The sequence below is a fragment of the Aliamphritea spongicola genome, assembly GCF_017051665.1.
Taxonomy (GTDB): Bacteria; Pseudomonadota; Gammaproteobacteria; order Pseudomonadales; family Balneatricaceae; genus Amphritea; species Amphritea spongicola.
This window is the reverse complement of sequence record NZ_JAFIDL010000001.1, coordinates 1,005,240-1,023,796: the sequence shown is the minus strand read 5'-3', so window position 1 is coordinate 1,023,796 and position 18,557 is coordinate 1,005,240. Positions and strand designations below refer to the sequence as shown.

Genomic DNA, 18,557 nt, shown 5'->3' with positions numbered 1-18,557 from the left:
TTATCTCCGGTGAAGCAGAGATATCAGTGGCGCGTCAGATTACTGTGTTTATTCCGTTTTTTCAGTAAGAGATTGAAAAGGCTTAAGAGTTTCTTAAGTTTTCTTTGTAAAACTCTGTGTCGTTCTGATGGCGGTCATCATCAGTTGTTGCGGTGTATACCCAACAGCACAGGAGGATAATCAGTGTCGTGGAGAGACGTCCCCCGTCAGAACATCTTTGACTGGCAGTATGTGCTGAACAGGAAAAGATGCCCGCTGGCAGGTGGTTCTGTCCGATCAGGGGGGACCGGCAGAACAGATGGATTTGGAGTATCTGCCGGCGGGCTTTTCTGTTTCATCCGGCTGCCGCTGACTAACCGTTGACGGAGCACAAACCAAGATGTCGACTCTGAATCCACTGTGTCTTAATAAAGCAATTTCAGCTTGCCTGATTATTTCTGGAATATCTCTCGCCGGTCACGCAACGGCAGATACACATGAAGCAAATAAGTGGCAGCCCTGGCTGGAAGTCGGCGGTTTTGCCGGCTCCGATAATGTCAGCCGCGGTGAAGCCGCGTTGTTTATCCCCCTGTATCAGTTGGATGACCGGATGGTGTTCACTGAGTTACGGGGCAAGTTATTTACCGAAGGCAGCCGGGAAGGCAATGTGGCGCTGGGTTACCGGCAAATGCTGGATTCCAGCTGGAACATCGGCGGCTGGCTCGGGCTGGATGCCCGGACGTCTGAGTCCGGCAACCGCTTTAAACAGGTGGCAGGTGGGCTTGAGGCACTGAGTGCCAACTGGGATCTGCGTTTCAATGGTTATTATCCGTTGTCTGATGCTAAAGCCTACAGCACGCCGGTAAAGGCTGAGCTGGTGGGCAATCAGTTATTTATTACCGGTGCGGCAGAGGTACCTTTACACGGGGTGGATCTGGAAGCCGGTTATCGCCTGCCGATTAACCTGGGGGCTGACAGCGAACTCTGGTTACATGGTGGCGGCTTCTGGTTTGATGATGAACTGGCCGCTGAAGCCGTGACGGGCCCCAAGGTACGGGCACAGTGGCGACTGAACAATGTCTTTGCGGCAATCCCCGGTTCATCACTGACATGGGAAGCCGGTTACAGCCATGATCAGGTACGGGACGATAACTGGGAACTCGGCCTGAAACTGACCATTCCTCTCGTGCCGGAATATGACCGGCCCGCCAGCCGTTTATCTGTTCAGGAACAGCGGATGCTGGCAGCGCTGGAAAGAGATACTGATATCATTGCCGCTGATTCCGGCCGCGAAGCGGTAGAAGATGCCACCACCGGTGTTGCGTTATCTCAAGTGGCCTTTGCAACTGATGATGCCGATCTGACACAGGCAATTAATAAAGGTGCCAATACATTAATCGTGCTGGACGGCACCGCCGGTACGTTCACCGGTGGCCGTGTGATGGCGGCTGATCAGACACTGGTGGGCAGTGCAGGAACCGTGCAGTTGCGCGGTGCTAAAACCGGCGGCAGCGGTGTTTATACAGCACCGGGCAGCCGCCCGCGTATCAGCCATACACTTAATGAAGCGGTTTTTCAGGTGGCAGATGGTAATCACTTTATCGGGTTGGATGTCAGCGGTGCGGGCTTTATGTCCGGCAGTATTTTTAACCATGGTTTCAGTGACCGGCATTTGGTACAGGAGGTGACCGGCGCTGTATTACCCCGTCAGATACTGGCATTTGATGATATTAATATTTCCGACGTGGGCGGTGCCGGTATCCGGTTAGGGGGCGCATCGGATCTGACGCTACGGGCAAATAACGTCGATATGCATCAGGTTGGCGGTTCCGGTTTTGATTTTACTGGCTTGGGCGGGTTGATAAATGCGGACAGGATTCATCTGGATGTGCAACTTAATGACATTACGCTTCATGATATCGCCCAGACCGGTATTGATTTCCAGAGCTCGGTCCACAGTTTTAAAACAGGCACCGGCATACTCAGATTTAACGGTTTGGATATATCCAATACCGGTGACGACGGGATCAGTATGCGCAGTGCCTTTAACCGCTTTGTAAACGGCACGGCAGATTTTGATATTGCTTTCAACAACGTCACCATCGACAGTGTTGGCATAATTGATCCCGAATCACGGGGCTTCAGTATGTCTAACTTTTTTGATCAGTTTCATGGCGGTAACGGTAAGCTTAAGCTTGGGTTTAACAACGTGACTGTGCGGGGAGCACCGGAAACGGCGATTGCCCTGAATGGTTCTTTTGATGAGTTTGATAATGCTGTATCGGATATCGATATTGTCATGAACAATATCACCATTGAAGATGCCGGTTTTACAGGGGCAGGAGATGGTATTGATTTTGGTGGCGGGCTGGATGAAGCAACCGGCAGTACTTTAACTGCGAAGTTGGCGCTGAGTAATATCACCGTTAACCGAGTCGCTGATGACGGCATCAATTTACAGATCCTTGATGAATTCACAGATAGTACAGTGAATGCCCAGGTAACACTGGATAACATCACAGTGATTGATGCCGGGATTCTCAATCCGAATTCCGATGCACTTGATATGAGTGGCAGTTTTGACGAGACGGTGAACAGCAGGGTTAACAGCACGACTGTACTGAGTAACATTGTTGTAAGCGGTGCACCAAACGGTATTGATATCAGCCACGCCTACGATGAGATCACTAATTCAAGCGGGACAGCGACATTAGCCCTGCGTAACATCCGGGTGAGTGATATTGTCCTGAATGAGGGTGTATCGCTACAGGGATCGTTTAATCAGTTCACATCAATACCGGCAAATGGCCTGAGCTACCGGGTTGAGCTGGACAATATTCGGGTAGATAACACCGCGGGTTCCGGTGTGTCATTTAACGGCGCCGGCGATAATCTGGCGATTAGCAGACAGTTATTACTGAGTAACCTTAATCTGACGAATACCGGAGCGCTAGCGCTGGATCTGACTAACCTGCAGGGCTTTACTGTAACTCAGCAATAACCGGATTGAAGTTGTCCGGGAGTCCAAACCGGCAGTCGAAAGGCTGCCGGTTTTTTTGTGCTGGTACCCTGCTACCGGTAACAGGTAACTACGCTTGTTCAGCCCTTATCGTTGTTGTTTCTGAAGCTGTGATAACTCTTTCAGTAACATTTCAGTTACAGGTGTTTATATACTGATCAATGGTGGGTCGTGGTCTTACTTCTTTTAACTAATCGGATAGCAGGGATAAGGAGGATCGGTTATGGACGGCATTTCACATATTACTTCAGCAGCGGTCGGTCAGATCACTGCTACAGCACCCGTTAGCAGGGCGGAACGGGCCATTGCGGCATATACCGAAAACCTTGAGCCACCGCGTGTTGAGCAGCCAGGGGTTCAGGTAAGCATCAGCGATGCAGCCCGCGAAGCACTGGCCCGGGAGCAGCTGGAATTGGAGCGACTGAATGAAGAGCGTATTGAGGTTCAGCGACAGCGGGATCTGGATGATGATGCCTTTATCAGACAGTTGGAGCAGATCCGTCAGACGGATTTTATTCTCGCTGCGCAGAAGTATTCACTGTACGGCCTGGCGAATGCACCCATTGATCGCCGGTATGATGTCGATGAGTTTGAGTCGGCCGATAACCGGGTACTCAGAACCGGCCAGCCATCAACAGTTACTTATTACAATCAGGCCGACGCTGGCATGACATAACAGTCAGTTTTGCTTTTCCCCTGTCACACAGTCTCGGACAACATCACCCGTGACTGTGTGATTTTCATTCATCACCCTGTTTTTAATGCCTTTTAATCTGCCTATACTGTAGCCCGTATCTTTCAAGTAAAGGCTGGCAAATGGGTTGTATGCGTAAGTGCTTTATCTTTGGTTGGTGTATTCCGCTGGTGCTGTTTCTGATTTCTGGTTTTGTCAGGGCATCAGATACTTTGCCTTTAGCCAGTGGTGACTGGCCTCCCTATACTCAAAACGTACCCGGTGACTATGGTCTGACCACTGAAATAGTGAGTGCCGTGATTGCTGAAATGGGGATGCACACAGAGGTTCAGTGGTTACCCTGGAAACGTAACGAAGTACTGCTCAGGCAGGGTAAAGTTTTTGCGGCATTTCCTTACCGCAAAACCCTTGAACGCAGCAGTGAGTTTGCATTTTCTGATCCGCTGATCTTTACCACAACCCGCTTATTCTTTGATGCTGAGCGTACAGAGCCGGTAACCTTCGAAAAGTTTTCAGATCTTAAGGGTGTATTGATTGGCGGTGTTCGGGGCTACAGCTACGTGGGGGATTTTGAGAGTGTCGGTGCCGAACTGACTGTCGTGAATTCCGATGTTCAGCTGGTGAAAATGTTGGCGTCGCAGCGAATAGATTTTGCTGCATTGGATACCCTCGGTGGCCGCTTATTGTTAGCAGACATGCTGGGGGATCGTCAGGCTGATTACCGGATGCTGCCAAAACCTCTGTACAGCAAGAGCCCCTCCCGGCTGATGGTGTCCCGTAATTATCCCGGACACCAGCGTCTTTTGAGTGATTTTAACGGTGCACTGTTACGGATAAAGGAGCAGGGCATTTATCAGAAAATTCTGCAGAAATATCAGTTTGTTGAAGAGTAATTGCAACAATTGATATCAGATTAGCGCATCCATTCTCATCACTGACAGGCTTTCACCGGAAACAGGTATTCACGGGAAGTCTGTTTCATTCACCGTGCCTGCAAGATCATTCATTCTTCAGCCGGCAGGTCTTTCCGGTTTTCAGAGATTTTCTTGTCAGGTTTCTCTGAAGCTACAGCTGTTCAGGGATGAATAAGCGTATCGCTCAGTAAAGTGGCATCTTTGCATGCCTGACCTGCTGATGGGTATTGCTTCGTCAGATGTCTGTGTTCTTTAAACAGAATAATAACTGTTTTCAATTGGTTTGTTATAACGTAACATTTTTAGCTTTCATGTTATGTGTAAGGAATTGGACAGATGTTGAAGGTTATTTCTGCGTTGGGTGTCGCTGGTGCTTTGTCACTCTCAGCCCCTTTACTGGCTGAGCCGACAAAAGAAAATACATTAGCGATAAAGGGACAGTTTGAATTTGCCAGCCTGGATCCGACGCGCCGGGGCTATGTCTTTCAGCGGATGCAGGTACTTGAAACACTGGTGAATGTCGACGCGAAAGGAAATCTGACGCCAGGTCTGGCCAGCAAGTGGGAGATCAGTGAAGACGGCAAAGCATGGACATTTACCCTGCAGCCGGATGTTAAGTTTCACAATGGTTCTGCCCTGGATGCTACCGCGGTGGTTAACAGCCTGAATATTGCCCGTGCCAAGCCAAGCCTTATGCAGGGGGCGCCGATTACCGGCATTGAAGTGCTGGATCCCCAGAAAATGAGAGTTAACCTTGCCAATCCTTACAGCCCGTTAGGGGCAATCATGGCTAACTATTCAACCGCTATTCTGGCGCCGGAAGCGTTCGATGCTGAATCCAATGTAATCGCTGTTATCGGTACCGGGGCATTCACTGCCTATGAAATTGCGATGCCGCACAAGCTGGTGGTGGAGCGTTTTGATGATTACTGGGGTAAAAAAGCGTCAATAGAGTATGCCAGCTATCTGACCGGTCACCGGGCGGAAAGCCGAGTATTACAGGTGCGCAGCGGGGAAGGTGATATTGTATTTGGCCTGGATGCAGCGTCTGTACCTGCACTGCGCATGCTGCCTCAGGTGGAAATTTTGCGTACGGATTTACCACGGGTGTTGTCCATTAAGCTGAACCTGGCGCATCCGCTATTGGCGAGCCAGTCAAGCCGGGAGGCACTGAGCCTGGCAATTAACCGCCATGGTATTGCATCCGCTGTGTTGCGCAGCCCTGAATCAGCAACGGCTCAGTTGCTGCCGTCTTATATGTCTGACTGGCATATCGGTGATACCTCTGCAGCGCAGGATCTTGAACGTGCCCAATCATTATTGATGGCTGATGGCTGGCAGAAAAACAGCGATGGCTGGATGGAAAAAGCCGGTCAGCCGTTTGAACTGACACTGATTACTTATGCCGACCGGCCGGAGCTGGTGACAGTTGCAACAGCACTGCAGGATCAGTGGAAACGCATCGGGGTTAAGCTGAACGTGAATGTTACTAACTCCAGTGCTATTCCTTCCGGGCATCAGGACGGTTCACTGGAAGTGGCGCTGATCGCACGTAACTACGGCACCATTGCTGATCCTCTGGGCGTGTTGATTAAAGATTTTGGTAACAGCAGTGGCGGTGACTGGGGAAGCATGAACTGGTCTCAACCGGCGATTCAGGCATCTTTAAGTCAGCTGGTTCAGCAGAACGATACGGCAAAATACCGTCAGCAGGCGCAGCAAATCGCCCAGGCTATTTATGAAGATAAGCCGCTGATTGCCATCGCGCACTATGTTCAGCATACCGCGGTTCAGAAAGACGTTGAGGGTTTCCGCTTCGATCCCTATGAGCGTAGCTACTTTCTGAACGAGATTAAGTGGAACCGTTAGTGGCGCAGTTACTGATAAAGCGCCTGCTGCAGTTGTTGGGTGTGGCCTGGGGTGTCAGTACCCTGACATTTTTGCTGATGCGCAGCCTTCCCGGAGATATGGCCTACCGTATTGCGGCGGGGCGTTACGGAATGGATGCGGTTGATACAACGTCTGCGGATCTGGTCAGGGCCGAGTTAGGCCTTGATCAGGGGCCGTTTCAGGCCTATCTGCAATGGTTTGCAGACCTGCTGACAGGCAACCTTGGCAACTCTCTGGTGAGTGGTATGCCGGTGGTGGATGAGCTCTGGCATATGCTGAGCCATTCATTTTATCTGGCAATGGCAGGTGTCGCTCTTTCTATGCTGATTGCTGTGCCGTTAGGCATTGCCACCGCATGGTGGGGGGGCTGGTTTGACCGGCTGATGCTGACGCTTTCAACCCTGATGCGGGCATTGCCGGTATTTGTAACCGGCCTGTTAGTGATCATTCTTTTCGCGCTGGAATTACAGTGGTTTCCGGTTGCCGGTTTTGGCAGTGCCAGCCATCTGGTCTTGCCCATGCTGGCGTTAGGTCTGAGCCTTGCAGCGGTATCTAACCGGGTGGTGCATAACGAAGCACGTAAGGTGATTCAAAGCCCGTTTTTTGAGTTTGCCCGTACTAAAGGCCTGAGCAACTGGCAGGTGCTTTACCGTCATGGGCTGCGGAATCTCGCGGTGCCTGTGGTTGCTTTCATGGGGATTCAGCTGATTACTCTGGTGGAAGGGGTGGTGATGATTGAATCACTCTTTTCCTGGCCCGGGGTGGGCCATGGTCTGGCCCATGCCATTTTTGCCCGTGACATTCCGGTAATACAGGGGGCTGCTCTGATGATGGGCATACTCTTTGTCCTTCTGAATACCGCCGTTGATATTGCCTGCTACTATCTGGATCCGCGGGGAGGGCGACTGCAATGAGTGACCGTACGCTTATTAATGCGCAGGGGCTGGGATTAGTCCTGTTAGCCGTGCTTTGCGTGTACAGCTTTGGTACCGCCTTTTTATTTGCCGGTGACGGTAACAGTCAGAATCTTAATCAGATACTGAGCATTCCCAATGCCGAGCTTTTACTGGGAACTGATCATTTCGGCCGCAATATGTGGCTAAGGCTGGCGGATGCCCTGCGGTTATCGCTGCTTCTGGCGCTGGCATGTGTAGTGACATCAGCGCTGACCGGCGTGATGTTAGGCGTGCTGGCAGCGACCCGGGGCGGCTGGGTTGACCGGCTGATCGATATGCTGGTGACGCTGATTATGGCGCTGCCCGGGCTGGTGCTGGTGATGATCTTTGCTTCAATCGCGCCTGGCTCCCTGTTGGTCCTGTATATCGCCATTGCACTGATCCAGTGGGTTGAATATTTTCGCCTGACCCGTGCAGTGATCCAGCGGGTGGATACCTCTCCGGCCGTTGAGTCATCCCGGTTAATGGGTTTCAGTTTATGGTATCTGTTCCGGCGTCATTACTGGCCGGCGCTGGCACCGCAGCTGCTGACGCTGGCTGCCTTTGGTGCCGCTAATGCTGTACTGATGATGGCATCGTTAGGGTTTGTATACGTAGGTATTCAGCCGCCGACGGCAGAGCTGGGGCAAATGATCGTCGAGCTGTTCCCGTATTATCAGGAAGCCCCCTGGCTGTTAGCACAGCCATTACTGGCGTTGGCATTACTGGTACTGGCATTCCATCTTTGTGGCAGGAGGGGCGGTAATGCACCTGATTAAGACAACAGACCTGGCCGTATACGCCGGCAATGTTGAGTTATTGCAATCGCTGAGCCTGACGCTGGATGCGGGGGAGCGGTTAACCATTTTAGGGCAGACCGGATCGGGTAAAAGCCTCCTTGCGCAGGCGATTATGGGGAATTTGGCTGACACTTTGCACTGTGAAGGGCGGTTGGAACTGTTCGGCAAAGCGCAGAGTATGAGTGAAAGGCAGGGGCTTTGGGGGCGGCAACTTACTCTGTTGCCTCAGGAACCCTGGAATGCACTGTCGCCGCTGATGAGTGCCCGTAATCAACTGAAGGAAACCTATCATCTGGTAGGCGGACTGACTGAAAGTGAAGCGCGTAGCCGGACAGAAGATGATTTGTTCCGGTTAGGTTTACAGGCTGGTGCAGAGAAACGGGTAGATCAGCTGTCCGGGGGTATGGCCCAGCGGGTGGCCATTGCCTGTGCCATGGCGGGCGGTGCTCAGGTGCTGCTGGCAGACGAGCCCACCAAGGGACTGGACATATCCCGGCGTGATCATGTTGTCAGTCAGCTTATCAGTCAGGCGGCAGACGGTGTGTTGCTGACTATCACCCATGATGTTGCTGTTGCCCGTCAGATCGGTGGCCGGATCATGGTGATGAAAGACGGCGTATTACTGGAAGAAGGGCTGGCAGAGGACGTTCTCAGCAACCCGCAGCATGCTTACACCCGTGAACTGATCAGTGCTGATCCGGCTAAGTGGTGGCAGCCACCGCGCAAGGTATTTGCTGAAGACAGTAAACCTCTTATCAGTGCCCGTCAGTTAACGGTTGGGCGGGGTAAACAGGCGCTGGTTTCCGGGCTGGATTTTAAGGTGCATCCAGGTGAAGTTGTCGGTGTTGTCGGTGACAGCGGGTGTGGTAAAAGTACACTGGGCGATACCTTGCTTGGGCTGAATCCGCCGCATGCAGGTGAGGTGGCCCGTCGTGAAGGCGTATCCGGCCATCACTGGCAAAAGCTGTATCAGGACCCAACAGCGGCTGTAAGCCATGCGGTTTCCCTGCGTACTCTGCTGATGGATCTGATACAACTTCATGACCTGGACGTGACCTCAGTGCCTGCACTGATGGCCCGGCTGGGGCTGAGCGACGCCTTACTGGAACGCAGTGCCAGTGAAGTATCAGGGGGGGAGTTGCAGCGTTTTTGTCTGTTGCGGATTCTCTTGCTGAAACCGGTCTTCCTGTTTGCTGATGAGCCAACTTCCAGGCTTGATCCTGTAACCACCCGGGAAGTAAGCCAGTTGCTGGTGGATCTGGCCAGAGAACAGGGCTGTGCCGTGATGCTGGTTAGCCATGACCCGATGCTGATCGAGAAACGCTGCGACCGGGTGATTCAACTGACCGCTTAATGGCTTTCTAACCTGATAGTTACCACTACAGAGTCGGGCCTTGTTTCTGTTTTCTGACCGATAAAAGGGGGAAGCGCAGAAACTGGGGCTGGCTCTGATACTTCTTTATAAGCTAGTTCTGAATCGCATGCTTGATATAGGCCCTGCAGATGTTACGGGTCAGGTTCATGAGCAGGATGAAGGACTGTTCACCGTCAATCTCTGGCAGGCTGGCAAACAGATGGTCGCTGATGCGCAGCACCACTGAACCGGCCGTGGGTGTTACATCTCCGATGACCGGATTCATTGAAAGCATGCTGATAAAACCCACGCATTCACCGGGCTCGAGCACGTTCACGACTTTGTTTTCTTTCTGCGGACCGCAGTAGAGCGTACTGTTACCCTCAATCAGGATATAAAACCCGTTGGGCCGATGGTCAGCTGAGAATAGCCGGTCTTTCTTTTCAGTGCGGTATATCTCGCACTCATCCAGTAAATGCCCGACAAAATCCTGGTTCAGCGCACCAAACACAGACAGTCCCTGAAGATGCCCGACAGGGTAATCCTTATCAAACTTTTCTCTGGATATTTTCAACATGGCGGAGACCCCGATTTCTCTCACTCCAGTGTAGTAAAACCGCTGCCGGGTTGCATGGAAATGGTGGAAATGATCAACACAGAATTACTTTGTTTACGGAGAAGTAGCGGAAACAGGAAAGCCTGAAGTTCGTTGTCTTGATTTGTGTAGCGGTGATTTCAGTTGGTGGAGTGGTTATTTGGAAGCAGAAGAGGTTTGGGGCCGGAGCTAAATTAGCCTCGCACCCCAGGATCACTCTCAGGTTTTTTGGGCGCTACAGCTCTTGCATCAGCTGAATATAATTGCCACAGGTATCATCCAGCAGGGCGATCTTAACTGTGCCTGCTTCAGTGGGCGGCATTGAGAATTGCACGCCTGATTCGCAGAGCCTTTGGTATTCTTTTTCTATGTCATCCACTTGAAAAGAGGTGCAGGGAATACCCGCGTCTTTGAGGGCGCGCTGGTACACTTTTGCCGGTTCAAAGGCCATGGGTTCCAGTAAGAGCTCAACGCCGGACTGTTCAGCCGGGGAGACGACAGTCAGCCATTTGTGTTCGCCAAGCGGGATATCCTTTTTCTTGATGAAGCCTAAAATACGGGTGTAGAAATCCAGAGCTTTGTCCTGATCTTCAACAGGAATGCTGGTGACATATATTTTGATCATTGCTGTGAAACTCTCTGCTGGTTAGTGAGCCGGTAAAGCATAGACGTGTTTGCATAAGAAAACTTATTCCGGATTGCTGTTATGCATGCGCTGATACTCTCTGGGAGTATAGCCGGTGCATTTTTTAAACACGGATGAAAAGGTTGGCATGCTTTGGTAACCAACTTCCAGGCAAACCTGAGTAATGGATAATCCGGTTTTGATCAGGTCTTTTGCTTTCGCGATGCGTAAATCCCTCAGATAGACTCTGGGCGTTAAGCCATACATTTGCTGAAAGATTCTGACGAAATGAAACCGTGACATATGTGTTGCGCTGGCCAGGTCATCCAGTTCTAACCGGTCGGAATAGTGTTCTTCCATGAAGGTTCTGGATTGCCTTACTTGCTCAAACTTTTCCGGTGGCAATACCTCTTCACTGTAGATACGTTCCAGCTCACGTTCATAAAATGTTTTGGGGGCTTTTGGCATTTGGCTGTGCAGTGTAACGGTGCGGTTTTTGTCTGACTTTAGCACAGTTTGATGTTTGTCTGAGCTGGCAGGAGTTTTGAGCAGATTGCAGGAGAGGAATGTGTAGCTTCCTGCACAGCTGTAAATGAATGTAGTGGAAATCTTATGCTTGCTCTTATTTAAGCGGGGACTAACAGATTGCCGGTGTAATTCACATTGTAAATCACCCGGCAATACAGGTGTGGGTCAGGCTTACAGTAAAGGGTGTTTACTGAGCAGGGCTGTCGTGGCACTTAACAAGCTATAGCCAAAAAAGATCAGAAAAACTCCGCCGGTCAGGCGCAGGTAGTTGGACATAAAATGATAGGCTCGGGTGCTGATGCCGTCCGGGCCGGAAACCAGGCGTTCCAGTCGGGTGCGGGCGTAAACCGTTGCAACAGCCATCAGACTTACGGACAGCCCGGTACCCAGTCCCATCATCAGGGTGGCGATCACGCCATAGGAAAACACGTCAACCAGGTGGGCGTAGATCAGTACGATAATCGCCCCGGAACATGGTCTGAATCCCATCGATAAAATAACCGTGAGTGTCTGAAACAGTGACTGATCTTTTACTGGTGCGTGGGCATGGGAGCAGCCACAACCTGCGCCATGGGAGTGATCATGTGAATGGCTGTGTGCGTGATTGTGAGAATGATCATGTCCATGGCTGTGATCATGTCCATGGCTGTGAGCATGATCATGTGAATGGTTATGGTGCTGGTGATTATGACTGTTTACGGATTTAAGCCGTTTAAAGAGATTAGCAAAGCGGTCAGTTTTCAGAAGTACCCGCATGGCTTTAAATGTTAAAACCAGCCCCAGCAGCATCACCAGGATATAGCTGACAATGGCTACATTGTTGCCGTAGCTTTGTACATCGGATAACTGAAACGCCAGGTATTTAGCCAGAACGCTGACCAGTGCAATGGCAACAAGTGACTGCATAATGGCGGACAGCATGGATATAGACACGCCATTTCGCAGGCTGTCTTTACCGGTGCCTAAATACGTGACGATCACCGCTTTACCGTGACCAGGGCCGACTGCATGAAAAACACCGTACAGGAAGCTGATTGCGATGAGCGCTCCGCCAAACTTCGCAGGATTCTCTGAAACCCGGCTGATATGGTCCGCCATCGTTTTGTGCAGTTGTAACTGCACATCAACAATGATGGCCATAAGAGCAGCCCAGTTCAGATACAGGGCGGTGACCAGGCTAACCGTCAAGATGAGCGTTACCAGATTAATGATTGTCTTCTGGCGGTTAAGTTGAAGCGTTGTACTGATAGCTTTCATGGATGCACTTCTTTTATTTAATATTTCGGATGGCAGTTAATTCGGATTTTCTCGGCAAAATGTTTTCCTAAACCGTTCGTTTCCCGCTGGCTCTGGTCTAAACCCATGGCGTAGTTAATGATGTCTTCGGTGGGATCAGGCTGTTCAACAGTACTTGAGCAATCAAGCGCATGGTTGGCGGTTACGGAAACGTTAGTATTTTCTGTATGCATCATGGCGATGTAGTAGGTAGGGTCGTATACCTGCCATTCAATCCCTTTATTATCGATAGGAATTTCCGGTGTGATATCAAACAGAATTTCCATTTCAAGAAGCTGTGTATTGCCTTCATTCCGGGAATATAGCCGGTATTCAGTCGGTGCTGAGAGGGGGACGGGCTGCCCCTTTATTTTTAGCAGGGAGAAATAATTATAATCCGCCAGGTTGGAAATCATTTTACGGGCAACGGCATTCAGGCCTTTTTCTTCATCCTTATACTCATTCAATACATCCGCTAACGTGATCATTGAGTAATACATATCAAATTTCCACGTCTGCTTAATCTGTGTCAGCCTGAACTGGCTATCAATTGTGAAATCAGATTTCAGATTGATCCAGTTATGTGGGTGAGCATTTGTAAGGGATGCATAGCAGGACAGCAGCACAGACAAAATCAAAAAAATGAAAACCCGGGCGCGAAATTTCATCTGACAGGCTGTCTGTTTAGGTGGCCGATGGTTTTCATATTCTGTCTGCATAGCGTGTTAGTGGGCGTGAATCCGATGACTGATTCTCAGTGTATGATTTAAGAAATGTTATATTATAACATTTTTCGAGTCTAGCCTTGCTTTGTAATGTGCCGGTCAAGAATGACTGACTGGCAACTGAGGAGATTGCTTTGCACAGTGGCTGTATTCATAAACACCGGCGTAGGTGACGGCAACGGAATAGATTCTATGGAGGCGAAAAAGAATATAGCTCCGTAGCCAGCTGAGGCCATTCATGAGAGGGAGATGAGATATGTATCATGCTTTGTGTAAGCACTGATGTAACAGCAATGAGCTGGACTACAGGGGCACTGTATATTTGGAATAGCCGGGCATGCCGCAAAAATAAAAAAACCTTAGCAAGTTACTCTGCTAAGGTTTTTTTGTGCCGCGCGGTGCGTTCTGAAGCGATGGTTCAGAATGCCCGTCAGAGGGGGAGCCGATTTATTGAGTCAGATCCAGCCCCTGTTGCCAGAAGGCAATTTCCATCCGCGTAGCGGTGGTGAAGTGCTTTTGCAGCTGTTTGCCGCGGCGGCTGTCCGCCGGGATTTCTGCAATCAGTTCATCAAAGAATGCCGTGGTGGCATAGGCTGCTTCCTGATATTCCTCACCGGCGTACATGTCGATCCAGTTAGCGTACGGGTTACCTTCAATGACGCTGTTGCCAGCTTCAGTGAGGTACTGACCCACGTGGGCGTAGCCCAGTGCACATGGCACCAGTGCCGCGTACAGGTCGGCCAGGTCACCCTGCAGGCCTGCATCGATCAGGTAACGGGTGTAAGCCACGGTGGCAACGGCTTCAGGCAGTTCCAGAATATCGTTTTCCTGCAGGCCCCAGGACTTGCAGTAGTCGATATGCAGGCTGATTTCGTGCTCTACCAGTGCCGAGAGTGAAGGCAGGCTGGCCCGCATCTGATGTGGGCTGTCGCTCTTGAACACCGCCAGCGCGTGAGCCCGGGCGTAGTGGATCAGGTAGAGGTAGTCCTGCTGCAGGTAGTGACGAAAACTTTCCCCGGCCAGTGTGCCCTGGCCAAGCTGCTGCACGAAGGGGTGCTTGATGTACAGATTCCAGTCTTGCTGGCAGCCTTTGATCAGATCCTGATGGTTCATAGTCTGTTTTCCTGTTTGTACTTGCTGTGTTTTACACAGGTTTACTGAACGATGTAGTCAGTGGCTTTCGGTAGCGTTTTGATCACACCGTTGTCGAACAGGAATTGGGCATAGTTATCATAACGGCCCAGATCTGCTGCCTGTGGGCGTAGGGCGAAACGGATCAGGGTGTCTTTCCAGGCCAGGCGGTTCAGTTCAGTATCCAGCTTGTTACCGTCGCCGTAAGACTTGAACAGTTCCCATGCTTCGTCCGGGTGGTTAACGGTGTACTGTGTTGCCAGTTCCAGTGCGCGGTTAAACTTCTTCAGCATCTCTTTATCGATTTTGTTGCTGTTCGCAACCACAACCAGCTCGTCGTATGGCGGAATGCCTTCTTCTTCAACGAAGAACGCTTTGCCTTCAAAACCTTCCATGCTCAGCTGGTGCATTTCGAAGTTACGGTAACCGCCGTAGATAGCATCAACTTTGCCGGTTGCCAGTGAAGCAGACAGAGACCAGCCCACGTTGATCAGTTCAACATTTTCAATGCTGGCGCCGTTTTTCTTCATCATGGTGCCGATGGTGGCATCGACCAGACCGCCGTCGAAGGCGTAACCGATTTTCTTACCTTCCAGGTCAGCCAGAGAGTTGTAGCCCTTGTCTTTCAGTACCATCACGGTATTTAGCGGGGTGGCGATCAGGGTTGAAACCCGGCTCAGGGGCAGGTCTTCCACCACGTCACGGATCAGCTGTGGCTGATAGGTAACCGCCAGATCGAATTTACCGGCAGCAACTAGTTTAGGCGGAGTGCTTGGGTCAGCAGGTTCGGTGATTTCAATGTCCAGACCCTGAGCTTTGAACAGGCCCTGCTGCTTGGCAACAATGATCGGGCCGTGGTCCGGGTTTACAAACCAGTCCAGCATCAGGGTGACTTTTTCAGCCAGTGCCTGCTGGCTGAACATAATCAGGGCAAAAGCGAATATTTTTTTCATAACAGTTTCCGTTGTTTCATTTTCAGGTGTTGTTTGGCTTTTCCCGATACCAGGGAATGGCTTTTTTAAGTAACTGGTCGGTGCTGTAGTACAGCAGAATAGAGAACAGGGCGAGGATAAATAGGGCCGCGAACATGTCGGCAATCTGCATCCGGGCATTGGCTTGCAGCATCAGGTAACCCAGGCCGCCGGCAGAGCCTACCCATTCACCAACCACTGCACCAATTGGCGCAACCACCACCGCTACCCGGATGCCGGATGCCAGTGTTGGCAGGGCGGCAGGTAAGCGGATATGCCACAGCTGACGCCAGCGGTTGGCGTGCATGGTGGTGGCCAGATCAAGGTAGCCGGTGGGCGTGTGGCGCAAACCGTCAAAGCAGGTAGTGGTGACCGGGAAGAAGATAATCAGTGCCGCCATAATGACCTTGGAGGCCATGCCATAGCCGAACCAGAGCATCAGAATTGGCGCCAGTGCGAATACGGGGATCGCCTGGCTGGCAATCAGTACCGGCAGTAACCAGCGGCGTACCGGATTAAACAGCAGCATCTGCAGGGCCAGGCCGATGCCCATAAATAAGCCGAGTAACAGCCCCAGTACAATCTCAGTAAGAGTGATCAGACTGTGATCCCACAGCAGTTCCGGATTGCTGATCAGTTTGTCGAAGACCAGCAGAGGCGGCGGCAGAATGAACGGTGGCATCGAGAAGATCACCACAATGGCCTGCCACAGGCCCAGTAAGACCAGGCTGGTGATGGTCAGGCGAAACAGTATCTGGCGCCGCCCCGTGCCGTTCTGTAAATCCTGTTGTGTGCTGGCGCGGTTAACGACCGGTGTAACGGGCTTATTCACTGGCGCTCTCCTTCACTGACACTGGCCACACTGAACTGTTCATCGGCGGCCTGAAGGGCAGCCAGCAGGCGGTGCTGGTAGTCACCAAGTTCTGCATCCACCGGACGGGGCACGGGGCTGTCCGGTGTGGCGGCAGCTTTCAGCCGGCGCTGCTGAAACAGCCAGACGTGCTGGCCCAGTCGCAGAGCTTCCTGAGGATCATGGGTGATCAGCAGTACCGTACGGCCTTCAAGTGCTTTGAAGGCCAGTGCCTGCAAGCGGTGGCGGGTCACGGCATCCAGTGCGCTGAAGGGTTCATCCATCAGGACGATGGGGGTGTCCTGCATCAGGGTACGGGCCAGCGCCACACGCTGTCGCATACCGCCGGACAGCGCATCCGGCAGCAGGTGGCTGCTGTCAGCCAGACCAAGCTGGGCCAGTAGCTGGTCTGCCCGGGCGTAGTCTTCAGCCGAGGGTTTACCTTTGCTCAGGCGGGCCTGCAGGCAAACGTTATCGCGTACTTTCAGCCAGGGCAGGAGCAAATCCTGCTGGGCCATATAGGCGATCTGACCTTCCAGGGGCTGGCCGTGCTGATCGATAATTTCACCGCTGCAGTGATGCTGCGGTTCAATTAATCCCGCAAGACGGCGCAAGAGGCTGGTTTTACCGCAGCCGCTGCTGCCCAGCAGGCAGGTCCATTCTCCGGCGGGCAGCTGCAGGTTGAGATCACTGAAGACCGGTTCAGGGGCATTCTGATACTGCAGGCTGAGCTGGCGAATATTAATTTCGGTGGCTTGCATGGTCTGGATTACCGGGCCTGACGGTAAAAGTGGTGAACCGGGCCGGAACCTTCACCAATGTGCAACTCATCAGCGTGTTCGATGGCCGCCTGTATATAGTCTTTTGCCTGCTGAATGGCATCTGCCATCGGGTAGCCCTGTGCCAGGAAAGACGCAATGCTGGCGGACAGCGTACAACCAGTGCCGTGGGTGTTTTTGGTGTCGATACGCTGGCTGCTGTATGTGCGCAGGCCTTCAGATCCTAGCCAGAAATCAGTGCTGGTATCGGCTGCCTGATGGCCGCCTTTGATCAGTACCGACTTGCAGCCATAGCCAAGCAACTGTTCGCAGTGTGCGGCGGTATCTTCCGCGCCAGCGGTATTCAGTTCCGGGCGTGCTGCCAGTAATGCCTGCGCTTCTGGCAGGTTAGGGGTAATTACGTCCGCCAGTGGGATCAGTTCGCGGATCAGGGTATCGGTAGCATCCGCTGCCAGCAGCACATCGCCACTGGTGGCAACCATCACCGGGTCAAGCACCACGTGTTTTGGCTGATATTTGCGGATGGCTGCCGCCACTGTACGGATGGTGTCCGCGTCGCCCAGCATGCCGATCTTGACGGCATCGACGGCGATATCGCTGAAAACTGCTTCGAACTGTTGCTCAATGAACTCGCCGGTAACCGGCATAACGCCAGTGACGCCGCGGGTATTCTGGGCGGTCAGGGCAGTGATGACTGTGCAGGCGTAGCTGCCGGTGGCAGAAATGGCTTTGATGTCCGCCTGTATGCCAGCACCGCCACCGCTGTCGGATCCGGCTACGCTGAGAACGATAGGAGTGTTGGGCTGTGACATGGTGCTTTCCTGCGTCTGAAGATAGATAACGGTCTGACCCGGGCAGGAAAAGCAATGCTGGAAGTAATGTTCACAGATTTCCTACGCCAATAACTGGATCAGGTTCAACGGGTTCAGCATATGCCATCTCAACCAGAATTCTGGTTCCCCGACTGTATTGGGCGATCATAGAGAGTTGGCTATACAAAGACAAATGAAACTTATTGTTATCTGTGGCTGTGCGCCTAAAGCATGAGAGTTGTCGTGAAACTCAGGGCTGGTATGGCCTGGGGGTAAAGGTCAAAAAACGACACAGGTAATTCGGTACTGAAAAAAATTCTCGGGGTAAGGGTTGTGTTTCAGAATTTTCCAAAATACTATGCTGCCAACTAATTCTGTATGCGACAGGTGCAGCCGGCCATTTTTATGTCCGGCTGATAATTGGGAAGCCGGTGTAAGTCCGGCGCTGCCCCCGCAACGGTAACTACAGTTTGGTGATCAGCAAACCACTGAGCAATACGCTTGGGAAGGGCTGATTACCGGCATCTGCCAACTGTTAAGCCCGGAAACCAGCCTGCGTATCACCCTTATATTATCGCGGTGGGCGGTTCTGGGCATAAAAGCTTTCTGTAGCTTTTTTCCTGGGCGTGCTTGTCCGTGTGTGAACATAGGCGACACATGGCAAAGACAATTCGAAAACAC

At 51.8% G+C, this 18,557-nt stretch carries 17 protein-coding genes and 2 riboswitches; of the genes, 7 read left to right on the top strand and 10 right to left on the bottom strand.

Going from position 1 to position 18,557, the window contains the following annotated elements; all coding sequences use genetic code 11:
* Positions 1 to 379 precede the first annotated feature (379 nt).
* The 7 genes from JYB63_RS04735 (at position 380) to JYB63_RS04705 (ending at position 9,585) form a co-directional block, all read left to right on the top strand.
* Positions 380 to 2,980, top strand: coding sequence for an inverse autotransporter beta domain-containing protein (locus JYB63_RS04735; protein WP_205656639.1), 2,601 nt, complete (start codon positions 380 to 382; stop codon positions 2,978 to 2,980).
* Between the two features lie 241 nt (positions 2,981 to 3,221).
* A complete protein-coding gene (locus JYB63_RS04730) occupies positions 3,222 to 3,674 on the top strand; it encodes a hypothetical protein (RefSeq protein ID WP_205656638.1) in 453 nt (150 codons plus the stop codon).
* Positions 3,675 to 3,823: 149 nt separating this feature from the next.
* Positions 3,824 to 4,585 (top strand): substrate-binding periplasmic protein, encoded by a 762-nt coding sequence (locus tag JYB63_RS04725; RefSeq protein WP_205656637.1) that lies wholly within the window; start codon positions 3,824 to 3,826, stop codon positions 4,583 to 4,585.
* A 357-nt stretch (positions 4,586 to 4,942) separates the two neighbouring features.
* Positions 4,943 to 6,475 (top strand): ABC transporter substrate-binding protein, encoded by a 1,533-nt coding sequence (locus tag JYB63_RS04720; protein ID WP_205656636.1) that lies wholly within the window; start codon positions 4,943 to 4,945, stop codon positions 6,473 to 6,475.
* Positions 6,475 to 7,410: an ABC transporter permease subunit gene (locus JYB63_RS04715; RefSeq protein WP_205656635.1), complete on the top strand. Its 936-nt coding sequence runs from the start codon at positions 6,475 to 6,477 to the stop codon at positions 7,408 to 7,410. Before JYB63_RS04720 ends, JYB63_RS04715 begins: the two co-directional genes overlap by 1 nt.
* Positions 7,407 to 8,210, top strand: a complete 804-nt coding sequence (locus tag JYB63_RS04710) for an ABC transporter permease (protein WP_205656634.1) — start codon at positions 7,407 to 7,409, stop codon at positions 8,208 to 8,210. The genes JYB63_RS04715 and JYB63_RS04710 overlap by 4 nt, the downstream gene beginning before the upstream one ends.
* Positions 8,197 to 9,585: an ABC transporter ATP-binding protein gene (locus JYB63_RS04705; RefSeq protein WP_205656633.1), complete on the top strand. Its 1,389-nt coding sequence runs from the start codon at positions 8,197 to 8,199 to the stop codon at positions 9,583 to 9,585. The genes JYB63_RS04710 and JYB63_RS04705 overlap by 14 nt, the downstream gene beginning before the upstream one ends.
* A 112-nt stretch (positions 9,586 to 9,697) precedes the next feature.
* Here JYB63_RS04705 and JYB63_RS04700 read toward each other — a convergent pair whose 3' ends face one another.
* The 10 genes from JYB63_RS04700 to thiD form a co-directional block, all read right to left on the bottom strand.
* Positions 9,698 to 10,162 (bottom strand): cyclic nucleotide-binding domain-containing protein, encoded by a 465-nt coding sequence (locus tag JYB63_RS04700; RefSeq protein ID WP_205656632.1) that lies wholly within the window; start codon positions 10,160 to 10,162, stop codon positions 9,698 to 9,700.
* A 253-nt stretch (positions 10,163 to 10,415) separates the two neighbouring features.
* On the bottom strand, positions 10,416 to 10,805 hold the full coding sequence (locus tag JYB63_RS04695; RefSeq protein ID WP_207758288.1) for a VOC family protein: 390 nt from the start codon (positions 10,803 to 10,805) through the stop codon (positions 10,416 to 10,418).
* Between the two features lie 63 nt (positions 10,806 to 10,868).
* Entirely contained in the window at positions 10,869 to 11,273 is a 405-nt protein-coding gene (locus JYB63_RS04690) for a helix-turn-helix domain-containing protein (RefSeq protein WP_205656631.1), read from the bottom strand.
* 231 nt (positions 11,274 to 11,504) lie between these two features.
* Positions 11,505 to 12,590, bottom strand: coding sequence for a nickel/cobalt transporter (locus JYB63_RS04685; protein ID WP_205656630.1), 1,086 nt, complete (start codon positions 12,588 to 12,590; stop codon positions 11,505 to 11,507).
* Between the two features lie 17 nt (positions 12,591 to 12,607).
* Positions 12,608 to 13,276 (bottom strand): DUF1007 family protein, encoded by a 669-nt coding sequence (locus JYB63_RS04680; protein WP_205656629.1) that lies wholly within the window; start codon positions 13,274 to 13,276, stop codon positions 12,608 to 12,610.
* 504 nt (positions 13,277 to 13,780) lie between these two features.
* On the bottom strand, positions 13,781 to 14,446 hold the full coding sequence (gene tenA / locus JYB63_RS04675; protein ID WP_205656628.1) for a thiaminase II: 666 nt from the start codon (positions 14,444 to 14,446) through the stop codon (positions 13,781 to 13,783).
* A gap of 41 nt (positions 14,447 to 14,487) precedes the next feature.
* Entirely contained in the window at positions 14,488 to 15,417 is a 930-nt protein-coding gene (locus JYB63_RS04670; RefSeq protein WP_205656627.1) for an ABC transporter substrate-binding protein, read from the bottom strand.
* A 22-nt stretch (positions 15,418 to 15,439) separates the two neighbouring features.
* Positions 15,440 to 16,189, bottom strand: a complete 750-nt coding sequence (locus tag JYB63_RS04665) for an ABC transporter permease subunit (RefSeq protein ID WP_205657028.1) — start codon at positions 16,187 to 16,189, stop codon at positions 15,440 to 15,442.
* Positions 16,190 to 16,263: 74 nt separating this feature from the next.
* On the bottom strand, positions 16,264 to 17,046 hold the full coding sequence (locus JYB63_RS04660) for an ABC transporter ATP-binding protein (RefSeq protein ID WP_205656626.1): 783 nt from the start codon (positions 17,044 to 17,046) through the stop codon (positions 16,264 to 16,266).
* Between the two features lie 8 nt (positions 17,047 to 17,054).
* Positions 17,055 to 17,876 (bottom strand): bifunctional hydroxymethylpyrimidine kinase/phosphomethylpyrimidine kinase, encoded by an 822-nt coding sequence (thiD, locus tag JYB63_RS04655; RefSeq protein ID WP_205656625.1) that lies wholly within the window; start codon positions 17,874 to 17,876, stop codon positions 17,055 to 17,057.
* Between the two features lie 60 nt (positions 17,877 to 17,936).
* Positions 17,937 to 18,037: riboswitch (TPP riboswitch) on the bottom strand.
* A 207-nt stretch (positions 18,038 to 18,244) separates the two neighbouring features.
* Positions 18,245 to 18,447: riboswitch (cobalamin riboswitch) on the top strand.
* The last annotated feature ends 110 nt before the right edge of the window (positions 18,448 to 18,557 follow it).